Source organism: Proteobacteria bacterium CG1_02_64_396, assembly GCA_001872725.1.
Classification (GTDB): domain Bacteria; phylum Pseudomonadota; class MNWR01; order CG1-02-64-396; family CG1-02-64-396; genus CG1-02-64-396.
Map to the genome: position 1 here is coordinate 36,101 of MNWR01000104.1, position 18,078 is coordinate 54,178.

An 18,078-nucleotide genomic window follows, 5' to 3' on the forward strand; every position below is an offset into this window, starting at 1 on the left:
CGACTACATCTGCTCCGGCGCGTGGACGCCGAGCAATCCCAGACCGTTGTCCAGCACAATCCGCACTGCGTTGAGCAATTCGATGCGGGCACGGCGCAGATCCTCCTCCTCGACCAGAAAGCGGCTGACATTGTAGAGCTGGTGAAACGCGGTAGCGGTCTCCTGCAAAAAGTAGGGAATCTTGTGGACCTCGCGGGATAGTGCCGCCGACTCCACCACCTCGGGGTAACGGGCGATTTGCCGAATCATGGCCAGCTCCGCCGGCTGGTCGAGCCGCTTGAGGTCTTCGCTGCTCGCCCCCTCCACCACGAAACCCCGCTCCTGGGCCTGGCGCAAAATACTCATGATCCGGGCGTGGGCGTATTGCACGTAAAAAACCGGGTTGTCGTTGCTCTGGCTGACCGCCAAGTCCATGTCGAAATCGAGGTGGGCGTCGGCCCGGCGCATGCAATAGAAGAACCGGGCGGCATCGACCCCCACCTCTTTGATGAGGTCGATTAAGGTTTCGAACTGACCGCTGCGGGTACTCATCGAGACCTTCTCACCACTACGGAACAGGCTAGCAAACTGCACCAGCTCCACCTCAAGATGCTCAGCCGGATGCCCCAACCCCTGCATCGCCGCCTTCAAACGGGGGACGTAGCCGTGATGGTCAGCCCCCCAAACATCAACGATGGTATTGAATCCCCGCTCGAATTTGTCGTGGTGGTAGGCGATGTCGCTGGCCAGATAGGTGGGAACACCGTTTTCGCGAACCACCACCCGATCCTTGTCGTCGCCATAGTCGGTGGAGCGCAGCCACAGCGCCCCATCCTGGGTGTAGACCACCCCGCGCTCCTTGAGCACCTCGATGGCCTGCTCGACCTTTCCGGCATCGAACAGACTTTGCTCCGAAAACCAAATGTCGAAGCGGACCCCGAATTGCTTCAGGTCGTCGCGAATCCAGGCCAGGATCTCCCGTCCGGCGAAGGAGCGAAACTGCGGCAGCATCTCGGACTCCCGCGCCCCATCGCCCCAGTCGTCCCCCATCTCGGCCCGAAATCGGGTGGCCAGATCGCGGATGTAATCGCCCTGGTAGTGATCTTCGGGAAAGTCGACCTGTTGGCCCAGGAGCTCCCGGTAGCGGTACCAGACGCTACGCCCCAGGATGTTCATCTGGTTCCCCGCATCGTTGACGTAGTACTCGCGCACCACGTCGAAACCGGCGGCGGCCAACAGGTTGCCCAACACATCGCCATAGGCGGCGCCCCGGCCATGACCGACATGGAGCGGTCCGGTTGGATTGGCGCTGACATACTCGACCTGAACCATCCTGCGTTGCCCCATCTCGGAGCGCCCGAAACGGGCCCCCTCCTCCCGCGCCTTCAGCAGCACCTGCGCCCAGGACCAGGGGTGAAAGCGGATATTGAGATAACCGGGACCGGCGATTTCCAATGAGGCGATGGTGTCGTCACCCGCCGCCTCAATCTTTTCTTTGAGCTTTTCGGCCAAAACGCGGGGCGCCATCCGCGCCTGCTTGGCCAACCCCAGTGCCACGGGGGAGGAGAGATCCCCCATTTCGGGGTGTGGGGGGGTCTCAATGGCGATGGCGGGCTCCGCCTCAACGGGGAGCACCCCCTCTTGTTTCAACGCCGCGATGGCGGCGACCAAGTGTTCGGTAAAGGTATGTTTCATAGGAAGATTCGAGCCTGCCTGAGGTTACGGAAATCGAAGGGGCGCAAGGGTAGCAGAAGCGCCCCCGAATTAGGAACGGACCGGCGACGGAACCTCGGACTCCTCCCCCCCTCTATTCCCGAGCTAAAAGGTCGGGATTTTACTTGCCACCGCCCTCCCCGTGGCTTAGCGTTCGCCCTCCTTGCCGTGCTCATTCGTGCCCGTTTTCTTTTTTCTACCCCACGGTTCGACCGAGAACCGACGTTTGAAGGAGGTTTTTCATGATTACCATGACCGAAAGCGCGGTCGACAAGGTGCACAACCTGATCGAGGCTGAAGGCAATCCCAACTTGAAGCTACGCATTTTCGTGCAGGGGGGCGGCTGCTCCGGCTTTCAGTACGGTTTTACCTTTGACGAGAACCAAGGCGAGAGCGACACCGTGGTCGAACAGGGCAAAATCGCGGTGCTGGTCGACGCCATGAGCGGACAGTACCTCAACGGCGCCGAGATCGATTATGTCGAAGACCTCAACGGCGCCCAGTTCGTCATTAAAAACCCCAACGCGGCGTCGAGCTGTAGCTGCGGGAATAGTTTTTCCTGCGGTTGAACGCACGTCGTCCCAGCAACACCAAAGGCCCCCCAACTGGGGGGCTTTTTTATTGCCTACCCACCCCAAGCTTTTGCAGCTTGGGGGCAATTCCTATATAAAACCGGACCTTTGAGAATCTCCCCCCTGAGGAGGCATGCCGCGCATGAGCATCAAGTCCGACATCTGGATCCGGAAGATGGCCCGCGACCATGGGATGATCGATCCCTTCATCGACGGCCAACTGCGTCACGACGACGAAGGTCGCCGCCTGATCTCCTCGGGGCTCTCCTCCTACGGCTACGACGTCACCGTAGCCAATGAATTTAAGATCTTCACCAACGTCAACAACGCCATCGTCGATCCCAAAGAGTTCAGCGCCCACTCCTTTGTCGACGTCGTTGCCGACGAATGCATCATCCCCCCCAATTCGTTCGCCCTGGCCCGCACGGTGGAGTATTTCAAGATCCCCCGCGACGTGTTGGTGGTCTGCTTGGGCAAATCGACCTACGCCCGCTGCGGCATCATCGTCAACGTCACCCCCCTCGAACCGGAATGGGAGGGGCATGTGACCTTGGAGCTCTCCAACACCACCCCCCTGCCGGCCCGGATTTACGCCAACGAGGGGATCGCCCAGATGCTGTTCTTCCAATCGGACGAGCAATGCGAGGTCTCCTACGGCGACCGCAAGGGCAAATACATGGGGCAACGGGGCGTCACCCTGCCTCGGTTGTGATCCATTTTCATCGGGCAATCGCCCCCGTTTGTCGAGTCGAGCGTTGACCCCTTCCCATACCCCCCTCCCCGGCCTGCAAGGGCCTGTCCGCATCCCCGACCTGCTGGCCCATCGCCGTGTCGTCACCGTCGAGGTCAAGCCGCCGAAGGGGTGCGATGTGGGCTCGGCCCTGGCCGAGGTGGCCCCCATCGCCGACCGGGTTGACGCGGTCAACATCACCGATTCGACCCTGGCCCGGATGAAGATCTCCTCTATCGCCCTGGCGGCGATCATTCAAGAACGCTTCGGGGTTAATACCGTCTTCAATTTCACCGCCCGCGACCGCAACCTGATCGGCCTGCAAAGCGAACTGCTCGGTGGCTGGGCGCTGGGATGTCGCAATCTGCTGGCCCTGACCGGCGATGCGGTCGCCATCGGCGACCACCCCGAGGCCAAACCGGTCTTTGAATTCAATTCGGTGGGGCTGGTGAAGACGGTGCGTACCCTCAATGAGGGGACCGATGCCACCGGCCACCCACTTGAGGGCAAACCCCACTACGGCATCGGCGTAGCCGCCAATCCGACCGCGCCCAAGCTTGAGAGCGAGATCAAACGGCTGGCCAAAAAGGTCGAGGCGGGGGCCGAGTTCGTCATGACCCAGCCGGTCTACGAACCCCAATCGCTGCACCGTTTTCTCGATCTGGTTGCCCCCCTGGGCATCCCGGTGCTGCTCGGTATTCTGCCGCTCAAATCGTTCAAACTGGCCCGCTTTCTCGACGAAAAGGTCCCCGGCGTCCACATCCCCACCGACCTGCTGGCCCGCATGAATAAGGGCGATCCCGAGGCGGAACTGGCCCAGGGAACCCAAGAGGCAATGGCGATGCTCGACGCCGCCCGCGACCGGGTGGCGGGCTTCCACATCATGCCTGCCGGACACACCGGGGTGGTGCTGGCGCTGGTCGACCATCTCGACCGGGTAGGCTTTCGCGCCCTACCCCCCCCGCAATGAGTCCCCCGCAGCACCTGTTTCGTATCGCCACCACCCGAGGACTCGAAGACCTGGCCGCAGCCGAGGCGAGCGCGGCCGGTTTGGTGCTCTCTGGCAAAGAGCCGGGGGCGATTTCGGCGCGGGGAAGCTTGCCCGCCGGGATGCGGCTGTGCCTGCAAGGGCGCACCATCGGTCGGGTCTGGTTGACCCTGGCCCGTTATCGGGCGCGTCATTGGGATGCACTCACGGGGGGACTTGCGGGGTTACCCTGGGGGCGGTTTTTGCCCAGCGGCTCTACCGTGGCGGTGCGGGCGAGCAGTCAACGCTCCCGCCTCTACCACGAGGGGGGCATCGCCGGGCGGGTGGGGGAACGCCTGGCCGCCAAGGGGCATCCCGTGGTTCCCTGGGGCGAGGCGAAGCAACGCCTGCTGGTGGCAGTGATCGAGGACGAGGTTTCGGTCCGTCTTGATCTATCGGGGGAGCATTTGGCACGGCGGGGTTGGCGGGTCGATCCGGGGCTGGCCCCCTTGCGTCCCGACCGGGCCGCCGCCTGTTTAATCGCCGCCGGTTACCGGGGCGATGAGGCGTTGCAACTCCCCTTTTGCGGCAGCGGCACCCTGGCGGTGGAGGGGGGGTGGATCGCCGCCAAACGGGCGCCGGGGCTGACCCGTCCCATGGCCTTCACGGACTGGCCCGAGGTCTCCCAACGCCCCTGGCGCAAAATGCTGGACGAGGCGACCGTGCGGCTGCAAAACCCCGTCGCCCCGATTGTTGCCTGGGACCTAGATCCACAGGCACTCTCGCGCAGCCGGGCCAATCTGGCCGAGGCGAAGATGGCGTCATGGGTGGATGTGGTGCAGGGGGATGTGGGACGGATGCCGTTCGATCCGAAGGTGCGCCCCGGTCTGTTGCTGGCCAACCCCCCCTACGGGGAGCGACTGGGGCGGGATTTTCCGCAGCGCTGGTGGCAACCCTGGGTGGCGGCGGGCTGGCGGGTGGCGCTGCTGCGCCCGGCAAACGCGCCAGTCCCCTCAAACTCGGCCCAGGCGCTACTCCACTTCGACCACGGCGGGCTGCCGGTCACCCTATGGCAGGTCAGCCCCCCAAGGCCTTGATGCGATCCCCCAACTGCTGCCGGGCAGCGGCAGCGTCGAGGCTACGCACCAAATCCTTGATGTAGGGGATGGAACGGGGGGCCATCGACAGCCGCCGCAGCCCCAGCCCCACCAACAACTCGGTGAACCGCTCCATCCCCGCAAGCTCGCCACAGATCCCCACGTCGACCCCGAACCGTTGTCCGACCCCGACCAGTTGCAGGATCCCCCGCAAAATCGCCGGATGCTCCGGATCGTAGAGAGAGGCGACATGTTCGTCGTCGCGGTCGACCGCCAGGGTGTACTGCACCAGATCGTTGGTCCCAATCGAGAAAAATTCGACGTGAGGGGCGAAGAGGTCGGCAATGGTGAGCGCGGCTGGGGTTTCGATCATCACCCCCAGGGGAGGATTGGGGTGATGCACGATTTTGGCCTGGGCTAACGCCTGGGATTCTTCACGCAACATCTCTCGAACCCTGAGCACCTCCCCCACCGAGGTCACCATCGGTAGCAGAATACGGACCCGGTCGGGGGCGATGGCCGCCACCCGCATCAAGGCGCGCAATTGGGGGCGAAACAACTCGGTGAAGCGCAGACACAGCCGCAAGCCGCGCAGCCCCAGGGCGGGATTGATGGCGTGCAGGGTCGGGATTTGCGGCAGCGCCTTGTCGGCCCCGATGTCGAGGGTCCGAATCGTCACCATCCCCTTGCTGCGCCGCACCAGCCGCAGGTAGGCCTGGAAGTGCTCCTCCTCGTCGGGCAGATCGCTGCGGTCGAGGTAGAGAAATTCGGTCCGATAGAGCCCGACCCCCTCGGCACCGCTGGCCTCTAAGGTGGGGATCTCGTCGGGCAGGTCGACGTTGGCCTCAATGACGATCCGCTCCCCATCAAGGGTCAGGGCCGCCTCCTGCACCCGCCCCATGATCTCTTGAAAGCGCTGCCCTTGCAGGGAGATCCGCTCCAGCGATTCCTGAATCAGGTCGGGGGCGGGATTCACAACGACCAGACCGGTCTGGGCATCGACCAACACCAGATCGCCGGTCTCGACCTGGGTCATGACCCCCATGGCCCCGACCACAGCGGGAATGCCGAGGGAGCGGGCGATCACCGCCGTATGGGAGGTCAGCCCCCCCCCTTCGGTGACAAAGGCTTTGATTTTACGGTGGGCCAGATGGGAGGTGTCGACCGGGGTGATGTCCTCGGCGACCACCACCGACCCTTCGGGAATCGCCCGCCAGCCGTCGCCATCCTCGCTGCCGAGCAGTGCCCGCATCACCCGCTGTCCGACCTGGAGCACGTCGACCGCCCGCTCCTTGATGTAGGGGTCGGGCAGATTGCGAAAGAGGTCGCAGATCTCGCCGATCTGCTGTTTCACCGCCCACTCGGCGTTGATGGAGCGCTCGCGAATGCGGCGGACGACCCCATCGAGCAGGGTCGGGTCTTGCAGCAGCAGCTCGTGGGCCTCAATCAAAATGGCAGGATCGCGGCTACCTAGGTTGCTGACCATCTGCTTGGCAGCGGCCAGTTGCCCTTTGGTTTGCCGGATTGCCTGTTCGAAACGGGCAATTTCAAACTCGATCATCCGGGCCGAAACGCTGCGCTCCGGCACATCGAGGTCGCCCCGGTCGAGCCGATAGACCACCCCCAGCTCCATGCGCCGACCGATCCCAACCCCGTTGATCTGAGCACCCGAACCGTTGGAGCGGGCCAATGCCTCGGGGGTGAGGATCATTGCTCCTCCCCGAAACGGTTGGCGACCAGCGCGGCCAACGCCTCGACCGTCTGCTCCTCGTCCTCCCCCTCGACCCGCAGGGTCAATTCGCTGCCGGGCCCGGCGGCCAACATCATCACCCCAAGAATCGACTTGGCGTTGATCTCGATGTCGCCTTTTTTAAGGAATACCTGACTTTTAAAGCGGGAGGCCTCTTGGACGAACCGGGCCGAGGCACGGGCATGCAGACCCAGGCGATTGACGATGTGCAGCGTCGCCTCACGCATGCTTCAGCCCCATGCGTGCCCGCCCCGGAAGAAGCTCCCCGGCGATCACAATCGACTTGGTTCCGGCGTCGCGTACCTGTTTGGCCAGCGCCTGCAACGAATTTTCTTGTCTGCGCCGGTCGGCCGCCTTAACCAGCATGGGCAGATTGACCCCCGCCACCACCTCAACCTTGTCGCCGAGCAGGCTGAGCGCCAGATTGGAGGGGGTACCGCCAAACATGTCGGTTAGGATCAACACCCCCTCGCCGGTATCGCCCCGCGCCACCCCTTCCTTAACCCGCGCCAGCGCCTGGTCGGGGTCGTCGGCCGATTCGATGCCCACCGCAACAAAGTTTTGCTGCTCCTCACCCAGAATATGGACCACCGCCCGATAGAGCTCCTGCGCGATTTGGGCGTGGGTGACAACGACAAGACCGATCATGGGATGCCTCCGTGGGGGCTGAACAGCGATTAATCGGTGGAATGGGGGGGGGAGTCGGGTGGATCAACCTTATCGCGGTGCCGTACCAACAGGTCGGGGTAGTGGCTGGCCAAACGGTGGGCCAATCCCTCGATCAAATAGACACTGCGATGTTGCCCACCGGTGCAGCCAATGGCGATGGTGACGTACCGCTTGAGCGCCTGGGCAAACCCCGGCAGCACCTGGCGCATCAAGGCCTCGATGCTATCAAGGTAATGCCCCACCTCGTCATGTCCCTGCAGAAAGTCGGCAACCGGTCGGTCGCAGCCACTCAGGGGGCGTAGATCGGGGTCGAAGTAGGGGTTGGGTAAAAAGCGGGCGTCGAACAGAAAATCGGCCTCCATCGGCAGCCCCCGTTTAAAACCGAACGAGAGCAACACCAGGGCCGGATCCCCCTTCATGCCCAAGCGGTCGATCACCGCGCGGCGCAACTGGTGTACGTTCATGGCGGTGGTATCGATGCGCAGCTCCGCCTCCTGACGCACCGGCGCCAAAAGGTCGTACTCCAACGCTACCGCCTCGCGCAGCGCACGCCCCGCCCCCACCGGATGGCGCCGCCTCGTTTCGCTGTAGCGGCGTAGAATCACCCCCTCGTCGCACTCCAGAAAGAGCAGGGAGGTCTCGGCGATGGGGTCGAGCTGGGCCCGCAACCCTTGCCACTGCGCCATTTCATCGGCATTACGAATATCGAAGCCCAGGGCAATGGGACGATCGGGGTGCTGTTCGAAACAGCGGCGAGCGACCTCGGGGAGCAACGAAAGGGGGGCGTTGTCGACGCTTTCGAACCCTTGATCTTCGAGGGCATGCAGGGCAGTGGAACATCCAGCACCCGACAAGCCCGAAATCAAAACGATGCGCCGACCTCGCCAACCCACCGTCAGCCTCCCCCCTCCATGAACATCCGCTCTTCGAGCTCCCGGGCCAGCTGCTCGGCGGGGTTGATCCCTTGGCAACGCAGCTGCTGCATCCGCACCGCCACCTCAACCAAAATCGCGATGTTGCGCCCCGGCGACACTGGCAACGCGATGCAGGGAATCTCTTCGTGCAGGATCGATTTGTTGCTTTGTTCCAACCCCAGGCGGTCGACCTGAACGTGCTGTTCCCAGGGGACCAATTCGATGATGAGCTGCAAACGTTTGTGTTCCAGGACCGCCGCAGCCCCGAAGAGTTTTTCGACGTCGAGAATCCCCAAGCCCCGGATCTCAAGATAGCGCCGCAGTGGCGCCGGGGAGGTCCCCCCCAAAATCCCCGGCGCATCGCGGCGCAGCTCCACCACGTCATCGGCGACCAAGCGATGGCCTCGGGTGATCAACTCCAGCGCCGTTTCGCTCTTTCCGATGCTGGAGGAGCCGGAGATGATCGTGCCGATCCCGTAGATATCGAGAAAGACCCCGTGAATATGGGTGGTGGGGGCGAGCTGAAGTTCGAGAAAACGGGTGGCGATGGGGAAGAATACGGCGGCGGTCAAGGGGGAGATCAGCAGAGGGACACCATGACGACCTGCAGCATCAACCAGGGCGGGATGAACCTCGCCATCGGTCAGCAGCACCACAGCGGTGAGATCGCGCTCGAAAATCCCGGCAATGGCCTGGGCTTTTTGGGCTTCGTCCAGAGTATTTAAAAAACCGGTTTCGGTACGGGTAATGACTTGGAGGCGATGGGGGTCGAGGTAATCGACGTAGCCGGTCAAAGCCAGGGAGGGTTTTTGCAGCTGGGGATCGCGGATCTGACGCCCCCCCCCTTCGTGCCCAGCCACCCATGTCAGTTGCAACGCGGCGGCTTCATTCTGGAACAGCTCGGAGATGGTGACCGCCATCGGCATGATTAGCCGCCTCCCTGATCCCCCCGACTGAGCTGCTCGTCGTAGCGGGTGAGGATGGAATAGAGCTCTTCACCGTTGTCCGCCGCCATTAACTCGTGGCGCAGGGCGTCGATCTTGAGCAGTCGGGAGATCCTCGCCAAAACCCGCAAGTGTTCGCTGACTGAGTCGGCAGGGGCGATGATGGCGAAGAAGAGATGAACCGGGGCGCCGTCCATCGCATCGAAGGCGATCCCTTCGGTGGAGCGCCCGAACGCACAACAGGGGTGGTCGATCCCCTTGATTTTTCCGTGGGGGATGGCGATACCGCCGCCGATGCCGGTGCTACCGAGTTTCTCGCGTTCCATGAGCACCCGCAGCACCTCGGTGATGGCCACCCCCTCCATCTGCCGGGCCAACCGGTCGGCCAGATGTTCGAGGACCACCTTTTTGGTCGCCCCAATGAGGGGATCGACCACCGCTTGCTGGGGGAGAATGGCGGCCAAGCCGTCGCCGACTTGACCCCCCTGCGCCGTCGAAACCGCCACGACCGATCAGACCTGGGGTTCGATCAGGCCGTAGTTCCCATCCTTGCGGCGATAGATCACGTTGATCTGCTCGTTCTGGGAGTTGGTGAACACCAGAAACTCGTGGTCGATCAGGTCGAGTTGCAGGGCTGCCTCTTCGACGCTCATCGGCTTGAGGGTGAAGCGGCGTGAGCGAATCACCACCGGACTGCTGGGCTCGCTCTGTTCGGCAGTCCCTTCGACCGAGATCTGCTCCAAAACCGACATATTCAGGTTCAGGGCGCGGTCGGCCTTGCTGGGCATATGGTGGCCCCGGCTTTTCAGTTTGTCTTTGTAACGCTTGAGCTGACGCTCCAGCTTGTCGGCCACCAGATCGATCGAGGCATACATATCCTCGCTCTGTTCCTCGGCATGGATGGTGGTGCCATTGGCCAGGATGGTGACATCGGCGATGTGGCGGAATTTCTCGACCGAGAGGATCACGTGCACGTCGATCACTTGGTCGAAGTACCGTTTCAAACGGGAAATCTTCTCTTCGACGTACTCCTTGAGAGACTCGGTCAGGTCGACGTTCTTTCCGGTAATCGTGATCTGCATGGGTTTTCCCCGGTTACGTTAACAGTGAATCTGGGCATTGAAGCCATCCGCCCCCACTTGGAACCCCGGTTTCGTGGAGCACTTGTTTTGGGGGTCGTGCGGTCGGCAGGACACAAAGGGCGGGAAGCCTACGGACCGGGCAGGGGGCCGTCAACGCACGCCCCGAACCTTCCCCCTTTCTTACCCCATTTTCCCCCCGTGCGCACCCCCCCGAGGGGTCGGGATGCCCCGACATCATCCCCATACCCCCCGCCAACCCCTTTCGCAGGCCCGCCCTCCCTGTATATCCAGGCCGAAATCGTCAGGGGAACTTCCATGGAAACGCCGAAAAAAGCCTCCTACCTTTTTCAGCGACGCTCCGCAAAAAGCGTGGTTTTTGCTCCGCTTGCAAAACCAGTCGGTTACGTCCCTGGTTTTGGCAGCCCATCCCTGGGCTGCTCGGAAGCGCTAATAAATCAGCGCTTCCCTATGGATTTTTAGCGGATATCTCTATTGCCCGATCAGTCCATTGCCGGGTCAGACCCAAGAAATCCTCGTGGCGACAGCGTCGTGAAATACTAGAACCGCCTTCAATAACGGGCGCCGCTCAAAACCGCCATCCCGGCGATTTTTTGAGGATCCGTCAGAGGGTACGCGGGACAAGTAGGTGCTCGGCATAATTGAAAATGTCTCTTCGCCGTCGGCCAGATCGTCTGCGCACGTCAGCCATTAATTCACCCCAAATCCTCTATTCATAACAACGTCACGTCGTTGGAACAAAAGGGGGCCGCAGATGAAGGATGATCGTTTCAGGATGGGCGGGGCCACAGGTTTTGGCATCGTCAAATAATGTATAGGAGGCCGATTAAGCATGGCCCACAAAAAAAGCTTCACAAGAAAAGCAAAATAAAACTATGCTTCCGACATTGCAGGTTGCCATTCATTTATGGGTTGTCCCTGTTTTTCCCACTCGTCTGGAGGTATTCCATGAACAAAGCTGAAGAGATGCGCCTGTTGATCGAAATCAACAAAGAGCTTGATGGCCTGCGTGCCGTTGTTGCGGGCAGCAAGGGGACCGTGACCGACGTCGAGGTCCTGAACGGAATCCGCAAGCAAGCTGGCCGTTTCAGCAAGGTTGCCCGCGATTACGATAGCGCCCTGAACCCCGACCGCCCCCGCCGTGGCCGTCGTCCCAAGGGGGAGTAATCCTCCGGTTGGGCTGGTTGCGGGGGAAATATCCCCGCCCCCAGAGGCTCTTCAAAAAAACCGCCGGATTAGCTCCGGCGGTTTTTTTTTGTCGTTGCGAGCACCCTTGATAAGTAATGGCCAGTGTGGGAATGGGGGTGGGCAGCCACCACCTCCGGGGTTCCAGTCACCACCACTTCACCCCCTCCGGCACCCCCTTCAGGGCCCAGATCGATAATAAAATCGGCGCTTTTGATCACGTCGAGGTTATGTTCGATCACCACCACGGTATTGCCCGACTCCACCAACCGTTGCAACGCCTCAAGCAATTGATCGACATCGGCAAAATGCAGGCCGGTAGTCGGTTCGTCCAGAATGTACAGGGTCCGCCCAGTCCCCTGTTTCGACAGCTCCCGCGACAGCTTCATCCGCTGCGCTTCCCCCCCCGAAAGGGTGGTTGCCGACTGCCCCAAGCGGATATATCCCAAGCCGACGTCGAATAGGGTTTGCAGCTTGCGATGAATCACCGCATGGTGGGCGAAAAAAGGCATCGCCTCCTCGATGGTCATTTCTAACACTTCGGTAATATTTTTACCCTTGTAGGCAATACGCAGCGTCTCTTCTTGATACCGCTTGCCATGGCAGGCATCGCAAGTTACGAACATGTCGGGCAGAAAGTGCATTTCGATGCGAATCAGCCCATCCCCCTTACACACCTCGCAGCGCCCTCCCTTGACGTTGAACGAGAACCGCCCCGACTTATACCCTTTGGCCCGCGCCTCGGAGGTTGCGGCATAGAGGTCGCGGATGGGGCCGAACAGCCCGGTATAGGTCGCCGGATTGGAACGGGGGGTGCGGCCAATGGGGGATTGGTCGATGGTGATGACCTTGTCGAGGTAGGCGGTCCCGTCCAGCGCATCGAGGTGGGGCAACTGAGTCCTACGCCCCTTGAGCGACTGATCGACGGCGGGGGCCAGGGTATCGAGGATCAGCGTCGATTTACCCGAGCCGCTCACCCCGGTCACCAAGGTCAGGGTCCCCAAGGGGATGTCGACATCGACCGCCTTGAGATTATTGCCGTGGGCGCCGCGCAGCTCTAAGAAGCGGCCATCCTTGGCGCGGCGACGTTTTTTGGGTACCGCGATCCAGCGTTCGCCGCGCAGGTAAGCGCCGGTCAACGAATCGGGGTTGGCCTCGATGGCGGCCAAATCGCCCGCCGCCACCACACACCCCCCGTGTTCCCCGGCGCCGGGCCCCATGTCGACGATGAAGTCGGCCGCCCGCATGGTGTCCTCGTCGTGCTCAACCACCACGACGGTATTGCCCATGTCGCGCAGCCGTTTCAGGGTGGAAATCAGCCGGTCGTTGTCCCGTTGATGCAGTCCAATTGAGGGCTCATCGAGGACGTAGAGCACCCCCGAAAGCCCCGCTCCGATCTGGGTCGCCAGCCGAATCCGCTGCCCCTCCCCCCCTGACAGACTCCCCGCTTTGCGGTCGAGGGTGAGGTAGTCAAGCCCCACGTTAATCAGAAAGTCCAGGCGACTTAGCCCCTCTTTTAAAATCCGCTGCGCCACCGCCTTGCGCGAGGGGGCCAATACCAGCGAGGTCAGATGCTGGCGTGCCTTGGCGATGGTCATCGCCTCAAGGTCGGCAATATTCAGCCCACCGATCCGCACCGCCAGTGCCTCGCTGCGCAGCCGTTTGCCCTGGCACGCGTCGCAAAGGCGCACCGACAAAAAGCGGCCGAGATCCTCGCGTACCTTTTCGGAATCGGTCTCCCGCCAGCGCCGCTCTAAATTGGGGATCACCCCCTCGAAGGGGCGGTTGACCGAATAGCTGCTACGCTCGCCCGCGAATTCAAAGCGGATCGTCTCGCTGCCCGAACCATAGAGCACCACCTGTTGCACCTTTTCATCCAAATCCCCCCAGGCGGTGTCGAGGCTGAATTGGTAATGGGTGGCCAGCGCCTCGATGGTTTGCCCGTAGAACTCCCCCTGCCCCCCCCAGGCAGCGATGGCGCCGCCACGTAGCGACTTGCGGGGTGAGGGGATCACCCGTTCGGGATCGAAAAACTGCTTTTCTCCCAATCCATCACACTCGGGACAGGCCCCTTGGGGGGAATTGAACGAAAACAGGCGCGGCTCTAGCTCCGGCAAGGTGAAGCCGCACTCGGGACAGGCCAGATGTTCCGAAAGCAGGAGCGGATCCAGCGCCGCCTCCCCCTCCTTTACCACCGGCACCACCCGCACCAATCCCTCGGCCAAAGCCAATGCCTGTTCCAAGGCCTGACCTAGACGCTCTTGCACATCACCCTTGAGGACAATCCGGTCAACGATCACCTCGACGTCGTGGCGCACCTTGGGATCGAGCTCCGGCACTGCGTCCAAGGTATACATCTGCCCGTCGACCAGCACCCGCTGAAAGCCATCCTTACGCAACTTGTCGAATTGGGCGGCAAAGGCCCCCTTGCGACCCCGCACGATGGGGGCGTTGACCATAATCCGGGTCCCCTCGGGCCAATCGAGCACCCGGGCCACCATCACCGGCACCGGGCAGGCGTCAATGGGGATGTTGTCGTTGGGGCAAAAGGGGGTGCCAACCCGGGCATACAGCAGGCGCAAGTGGTCGTGGATCTCGGTGATGGTGCCGACGGTGGAGCGGGGGTTGTGGGAGACCGACTTCTGCTCGATGGCGATGGCGGGCGACAGGCCACTGATTTCGTCGACGTCCGGTTTTTCCATCAGTTGCAAAAATTGCCGGGCGTAGGCCGAGAGCGATTCGACGTAGCGCCGCTGCCCTTCGGCATAAAGGGTGTCGAAGGCCAGCGACGACTTGCCCGAACCCGAAAGGCCGGTAATTAAAACCAGACGGTTGCGGGGGATGGAGATGTCGAGGTCGCGCAGGTTGTGGACCCGGGCGCCGCGAATATCGATGGTATCCATGGGGGAGACGCCAAAAAGACAAGAAGGGAGGGAGGAAGTTGTCTATGCTTGCCGGGGCCGGTGGTTCATCCGCCCCAACCCAATAGTACCGCTACGCCGCCGCCGCCCGAGGGATCGCGCGCGGCGATTTTCCTGAGAACCCTCGAACGACAAGCTGGAGGAATCCATGATTAACAAGGTGATTTTGGTCGGCAACCTCGGCCGCGACCCCGAAGTGCGCTACACCCAAAACGGCGATGCGGTGGCCACTCTGAACATCGCCACCACCGAATCGTGGCGCGACAAACAGAGCGGAGAGCGTAAGGAGTCCACCGAGTGGCACCGTGTGGTGATCTGGGGCAAACAGGCCGAGATCGCCAAGCAATACCTGAGTAAGGGGCGGCAGGTCTACGTCGAGGGGCGGTTGCAAACCCGTAAGTGGACCGACCAGAACGGGCAAGAGAAGTACACCACCGAGGTTCGCTGCGACAACTTCAAAATGCTCGGCGGTCGCGGTGGTGAAGGGGCTGGCGGTGGTGGATTCGATGCCCCTCGTGGCGGCGGCGCCCCTAGCCAGAATCAAGACCCCTTCGGCCCCCAGGGCGGCGGCAACAACAGCGGTCCGGCCTTCGATGACGGCTTCGGGGACGACGACATCCCCTTCTGATCGACCCCCGCGCCGCCGGGCAACCCTGGCGGCGCGGGCTACCGCTTTATCCCTCGTTTGACTCCGAAAACAGCGCTTTCAACACGCTCCCCGCCTTGAGCACCCCACCCCCCTCTTGAGCAGGAACCGCCTGGGCGGAATCGATTTTTGCCTCACCCTTCTGAGCCGAGGCAACAGCCGGACGTTTGCGGGCGGCGGGGCGTTTGGGCTTGCTCGGCTCCGGTTGGGTCTCGGAGGCAGATGGCTCGACCGGGGCAGCCACGGGCTGTGCGCTGGCAGCAACTACCGCCTCGACCACCGGAGCGACGCTTTCCCCTCCCCCCTCGACCTGTCCCGCATCCGCCGGTTTGCGGCGACGGCGACGGCGCTTGGGTTTCACCCCCTCCCCTTCGACGGCAGTTGCTGCCTCGGGAGCCGGGACGGGCGGGGCCACCTGGGCCACCACGACCTTTTCATCGGCCTGGGGCGCTGCCTCGCTCGGTTGTTCGCTGCGGCGTCGACCACCGCGCTCCCCCCTCTCGGAACGACCACCACGCCCTTTTCCTCCATCTCTTCCCGAAGACTCTTTCGGTTTGCGGGCCGAGCGGGGGGGCTCAATCGGGGTCACCAGCTCCGCTTCTTCGAACCACTCCACCGGGATCTTCATACCAATGTACTTCTCAACGGCGGGCAGGTTTTCGGCGGTGTATTCGTCGCAAAAGGTCAGCGCATCCCCCTCGGTCCCTGCACGGGCGGTACGACCAATGCGGTGGACGTAATCCTCGGGATCAAGGGGCAGATCGAAGTTGACCACATGGGTCACCCCGTCGATGTGCAGCCCGCGGCTGGCCACGTCGGTGGCGATCAAAATCGGCAACTTGCCCTCTTGAAAACGGCTGAGAACCGACAACCGCTTGGTTTGGCGCACGTCGCCCGAGAGGTAGCCCGACTCGTAGCCGTTGGCCGCCAGGTAATCCTGGAGCTTTTCACCCATCCGTTTGGTGTTGATGAAAATCATGATGCGGGTGGCCTGCTCCCCCATCCTTTTAAGCCAACCCAGCAAGAAGGGGATCTTTTCGCGGCTGCCAATATGGTAGAGGGCCTGACGCACCTTCTCGGCGGTCATCTGATCGGGGGTGGCCGAAACGAAAACCGGTTCGTTCATGAAGCGCCGGGCCAACTCCCGCGAGTTGAACCCCATGGTGGCCGAAAAGAGCAGGGTCTGACGGCGGTCGGGGCCGGGCATCTTGGAAAAGAGCCATTTGAGATCGTCGATGAAGCCCAGATCGAACATCCGGTCGGCCTCGTCGATAATCAGCACCTGAAGCTGCTTAAGGTCGTAAACCCGCTGTTTGAGGTAGTCCATCAACCGCCCCGGCGTTCCCACCAGTACGTCGATGTCACCCGCCTCCAGCTGCTTACGCTGCTTTTCGTAGTCGACGCCACCGAAGACACACAGGGTGTTCAAACCGGTATGGGCCCCCAGCACGGCGGCATCTTTTTCGATCTGCACCACCAGCTCGCGGGTCGGGGCCAGTACCAGTGCCCGGGGCAGGCTGCACCCCTCCTGCCGTGCCACTTGGCGGTCGCTGGCGTGCAGCCGTTGGTAGGTGGCGATCAGGAAGGCGGCGGTTTTACCCGTGCCGGTCTGAGCCTGGCCGGTCACGTCGCTACCTAAGATGGCAGGGGGGATGGATCCTTCTTGAATCGGGGTCAGGGCATCGAAACCGGCATCGCGAATACCGGCCAGCAAACCCTCATGCAACCCAAGCTCTTCAAACTTCATGAATACCTCGAAACTACAATCAACATCGATCCGGGGGCCAAGCCGACCATCGGTCCTCGGCCATCATCCGAAAAATACAAAAAAAGCCCGGCCCCGAGCGAGGGACCGGGCTTGAAACTACGCCTATCTTCACACGATGCGCCCCATCAAGCCACGCCAACGCCAAAATGGCGCCCTTTGCTACGCTCAATGGCCGTATCCGGTCCCCTGAAACAGATAATCGGAGAGCTGGGCGAATTTGTGGATCATCCGCCGCGCCATATCGTCCACCTGCAACACGATGAATTGCATGATTTTGAAGGCGGTGGGGGGGTGGTCGTGCATGAAACGCTCAAAATCCGCCCGCTTGAGAACATAAACAACCGTCTCGGTGCGGGCAATGGCGTTGGCCGAATGGGGCCGTCCATCGAGAAAGGTCAAATAACCAAAAATGTCGCCCGCGCCAAAGGTATAGAAGGGATACCCCTTTTCCCCCTTTTCGTTGCGCCCGTATTCGCTTTCGACCGTCAACTCGACACTGCCGTCGCGCAGCAAAAACAAAAAGGGATCGGTTTTGCCCTCGGCGAAAATCACGCTGCCCTCGGGGTAACGCCGTTTTTCCAGGACGGCAGCCAACGCCGCCACCTGATCGGAGGACATATCGCGGCAAAAGGGCTGGTCGGCAAATTTTTTGACTTCGATGTCTTCGATAATCATGGCGTCTCCCCTCGAAAGTGGCGTGGCGGCTCGTACATGGTGGGCTGATTGAAAGCGCCCGTTATGGTACAGCAAGCCGGGTGCCATAACCGACAAAAATAGAGCCCCATTAGCAAGGCTATGTGTAACTATTCAGCCCCACCCCCAAAAAAACACTTGACAAGGTTTTTTCAAGAAAATCCAGTCCTCGCCTTAATCTGCCGGGCGCCGCTCAAAAGGGTGTTTCCTGTGCCCCATAAGGCGCCCTAACCCTCGCCGATGTAGCGGCCACTACGGGGGGGTGTTGCGGGGCTCTTCAGGGCTGTGTGGCGGCTTTACGGCACGAAAAATCGACCCCAAAAACCGGTGTTATCATCGCCTCACGACAACCGATACGAGGTGAACCCCGGTGACCATCAACCGCATCGATGCCACGGCAGCGGTGGCACACGTTAAAAAATTACTGGCG

General features: G+C 61.7%; 17 protein-coding genes. 6 read left to right on the forward strand and 11 right to left on the reverse strand.

Annotated features, from left to right (window positions below; translation table 11 throughout):
- Positions 1-3 precede the first annotated feature (3 nt).
- Positions 4-1,674 (reverse strand): arginine--tRNA ligase, encoded by a 1,671-nt coding sequence (locus AUJ55_12460; GenBank protein ID OIO54109.1) that lies wholly within the window; start codon positions 1,672-1,674, stop codon positions 4-6.
- Between the two features lie 260 nt (positions 1,675-1,934).
- On the opposite strand from AUJ55_12460, the gene AUJ55_12465 reads away from it, so the two are divergent.
- The 4 genes from AUJ55_12465 to AUJ55_12480 all read left to right on the forward strand — a co-directional run bounded on the left by AUJ55_12465 (position 1,935) and on the right by AUJ55_12480 (position 5,058).
- Positions 1,935-2,261, forward strand: coding sequence for an iron-sulfur cluster insertion protein ErpA (locus AUJ55_12465; protein OIO54110.1), 327 nt, complete (start codon positions 1,935-1,937; stop codon positions 2,259-2,261).
- A gap of 145 nt (positions 2,262-2,406) precedes the next feature.
- Positions 2,407-2,976 (forward strand): dCTP deaminase, encoded by a 570-nt coding sequence (locus tag AUJ55_12470; GenBank protein ID OIO54111.1) that lies wholly within the window; start codon positions 2,407-2,409, stop codon positions 2,974-2,976.
- Positions 2,977-3,049: 73 nt separating this feature from the next.
- A complete protein-coding gene (locus tag AUJ55_12475) occupies positions 3,050-3,964 on the forward strand; it encodes a hypothetical protein (GenBank protein OIO54125.1) in 915 nt (304 codons plus the stop codon).
- Positions 3,961-5,058 carry a hypothetical protein gene (locus AUJ55_12480; protein OIO54112.1) on the forward strand — a complete coding sequence of 366 codons (1,098 nt, stop codon included), beginning with the start codon at positions 3,961-3,963 and terminating at the stop codon, positions 5,056-5,058. The genes AUJ55_12475 and AUJ55_12480 overlap by 4 nt, the downstream gene beginning before the upstream one ends.
- Here AUJ55_12480 and AUJ55_12485 read toward each other — a convergent pair.
- From AUJ55_12485 to AUJ55_12515, 7 genes are read right to left on the reverse strand one after another with little or no spacing between them, the layout of a single operon-like run.
- Positions 5,039-6,769, reverse strand: coding sequence for a phosphoenolpyruvate--protein phosphotransferase (locus tag AUJ55_12485; protein ID OIO54113.1), 1,731 nt, complete (start codon positions 6,767-6,769; stop codon positions 5,039-5,041). The two genes, AUJ55_12480 and AUJ55_12485, sit on opposite strands and share 20 nt — an antisense overlap.
- A complete protein-coding gene (locus AUJ55_12490) occupies positions 6,766-7,035 on the reverse strand; it encodes a phosphocarrier protein HPr (GenBank protein ID OIO54114.1) in 270 nt (89 codons plus the stop codon). The genes AUJ55_12485 and AUJ55_12490 overlap by 4 nt, the downstream gene beginning before the upstream one ends.
- Entirely contained in the window at positions 7,028-7,456 is a 429-nt protein-coding gene (locus AUJ55_12495) for a hypothetical protein (protein ID OIO54115.1), read from the reverse strand. Before AUJ55_12495 ends, AUJ55_12490 begins: the two co-directional genes overlap by 8 nt.
- A 29-nt stretch (positions 7,457-7,485) precedes the next feature.
- Positions 7,486-8,370: an RNase adaptor protein RapZ gene (locus AUJ55_12500; protein OIO54116.1), complete on the reverse strand. Its 885-nt coding sequence runs from the start codon at positions 8,368-8,370 to the stop codon at positions 7,486-7,488.
- A 2-nt stretch (positions 8,371-8,372) separates the two neighbouring features.
- On the reverse strand, positions 8,373-9,317 hold the full coding sequence (locus AUJ55_12505; protein OIO54117.1) for an HPr(Ser) kinase/phosphatase: 945 nt from the start codon (positions 9,315-9,317) through the stop codon (positions 8,373-8,375).
- A 2-nt stretch (positions 9,318-9,319) separates the two neighbouring features.
- Positions 9,320-9,799: a hypothetical protein gene (locus tag AUJ55_12510; protein ID OIO54126.1), complete on the reverse strand. Its 480-nt coding sequence runs from the start codon at positions 9,797-9,799 to the stop codon at positions 9,320-9,322.
- A gap of 48 nt (positions 9,800-9,847) precedes the next feature.
- On the reverse strand, positions 9,848-10,417 hold the full coding sequence (locus tag AUJ55_12515; protein ID OIO54118.1) for a ribosomal subunit interface protein: 570 nt from the start codon (positions 10,415-10,417) through the stop codon (positions 9,848-9,850).
- 966 nt (positions 10,418-11,383) lie between these two features.
- Here AUJ55_12515 and AUJ55_12520 point away from each other — a divergent pair.
- Complete coding sequence (locus AUJ55_12520; GenBank protein ID OIO54119.1) at positions 11,384-11,602, forward strand: hypothetical protein; 219 nt, start codon at positions 11,384-11,386, stop codon at positions 11,600-11,602.
- Between the two features lie 68 nt (positions 11,603-11,670).
- Here the strand turns inward: AUJ55_12520 and AUJ55_12525 are convergent, their stop codons facing one another.
- Positions 11,671-14,523 (reverse strand): excinuclease ABC subunit A, encoded by a 2,853-nt coding sequence (locus AUJ55_12525; protein ID OIO54120.1) that lies wholly within the window; start codon positions 14,521-14,523, stop codon positions 11,671-11,673.
- A gap of 166 nt (positions 14,524-14,689) precedes the next feature.
- Between AUJ55_12525 and AUJ55_12530 the strand changes: the two genes are divergently transcribed.
- On the forward strand, positions 14,690-15,169 hold the full coding sequence (locus tag AUJ55_12530) for a single-stranded DNA-binding protein (protein ID OIO54121.1): 480 nt from the start codon (positions 14,690-14,692) through the stop codon (positions 15,167-15,169).
- Between the two features lie 46 nt (positions 15,170-15,215).
- Here the strand turns inward: AUJ55_12530 and AUJ55_12535 are convergent, their stop codons facing one another.
- Together AUJ55_12535 and AUJ55_12540 are read right to left on the reverse strand one after the other, a co-directional pair.
- Entirely contained in the window at positions 15,216-16,934 is a 1,719-nt protein-coding gene (locus AUJ55_12535) for a hypothetical protein (protein ID OIO54122.1), read from the reverse strand.
- Between the two features lie 186 nt (positions 16,935-17,120).
- Complete coding sequence (locus AUJ55_12540) at positions 17,121-17,630, reverse strand: hypothetical protein (protein ID OIO54123.1); 510 nt, start codon at positions 17,628-17,630, stop codon at positions 17,121-17,123.
- Positions 17,631-18,078: the final 448 nt, after the last annotated feature.

Bases quoted from the DNA above. Each gene is read 5' to 3' on its own strand.
- AUJ55_12490 (OIO54114.1), bottom strand. From the start codon at position 7,035: ATGCGTGAGGCGACGCTGCACATCGTCAATCGCCTGGGTCTGCATGCC.
- AUJ55_12460 (OIO54109.1), bottom strand. From the start codon at position 1,674: ATGAAACATACCTTTACCGAACACTTGGTCGCCGCCATCGCGGCGTTG.
- AUJ55_12530 (OIO54121.1), top strand. From the start codon at position 14,690: ATGATTAACAAGGTGATTTTGGTCGGCAACCTCGGCCGCGACCCCGAA.
- AUJ55_12525 (OIO54120.1), bottom strand. From the start codon at position 14,523: ATGGATACCATCGATATTCGCGGCGCCCGGGTCCACAACCTGCGCGAC.
- AUJ55_12505 (OIO54117.1), bottom strand. From the start codon at position 9,317: ATGCCGATGGCGGTCACCATCTCCGAGCTGTTCCAGAATGAAGCCGCC.
- AUJ55_12485 (OIO54113.1), bottom strand. From the start codon at position 6,769: ATGATCCTCACCCCCGAGGCATTGGCCCGCTCCAACGGTTCGGGTGCT.
- AUJ55_12465 (OIO54110.1), top strand. From the start codon at position 1,935: ATGATTACCATGACCGAAAGCGCGGTCGACAAGGTGCACAACCTGATC.
- AUJ55_12540 (OIO54123.1), bottom strand. From the start codon at position 17,630: ATGATTATCGAAGACATCGAAGTCAAAAAATTTGCCGACCAGCCCTTT.
- AUJ55_12515 (OIO54118.1), bottom strand. From the start codon at position 10,417: ATGCAGATCACGATTACCGGAAAGAACGTCGACCTGACCGAGTCTCTC.
- AUJ55_12520 (OIO54119.1), top strand. From the start codon at position 11,384: ATGAACAAAGCTGAAGAGATGCGCCTGTTGATCGAAATCAACAAAGAG.
- AUJ55_12470 (OIO54111.1), top strand. From the start codon at position 2,407: ATGAGCATCAAGTCCGACATCTGGATCCGGAAGATGGCCCGCGACCAT.
- AUJ55_12535 (OIO54122.1), bottom strand. From the start codon at position 16,934: ATGAAGTTTGAAGAGCTTGGGTTGCATGAGGGTTTGCTGGCCGGTATT.
- AUJ55_12495 (OIO54115.1), bottom strand. From the start codon at position 7,456: ATGATCGGTCTTGTCGTTGTCACCCACGCCCAAATCGCGCAGGAGCTC.
- AUJ55_12480 (OIO54112.1), top strand. From the start codon at position 3,961: ATGAGTCCCCCGCAGCACCTGTTTCGTATCGCCACCACCCGAGGACTC.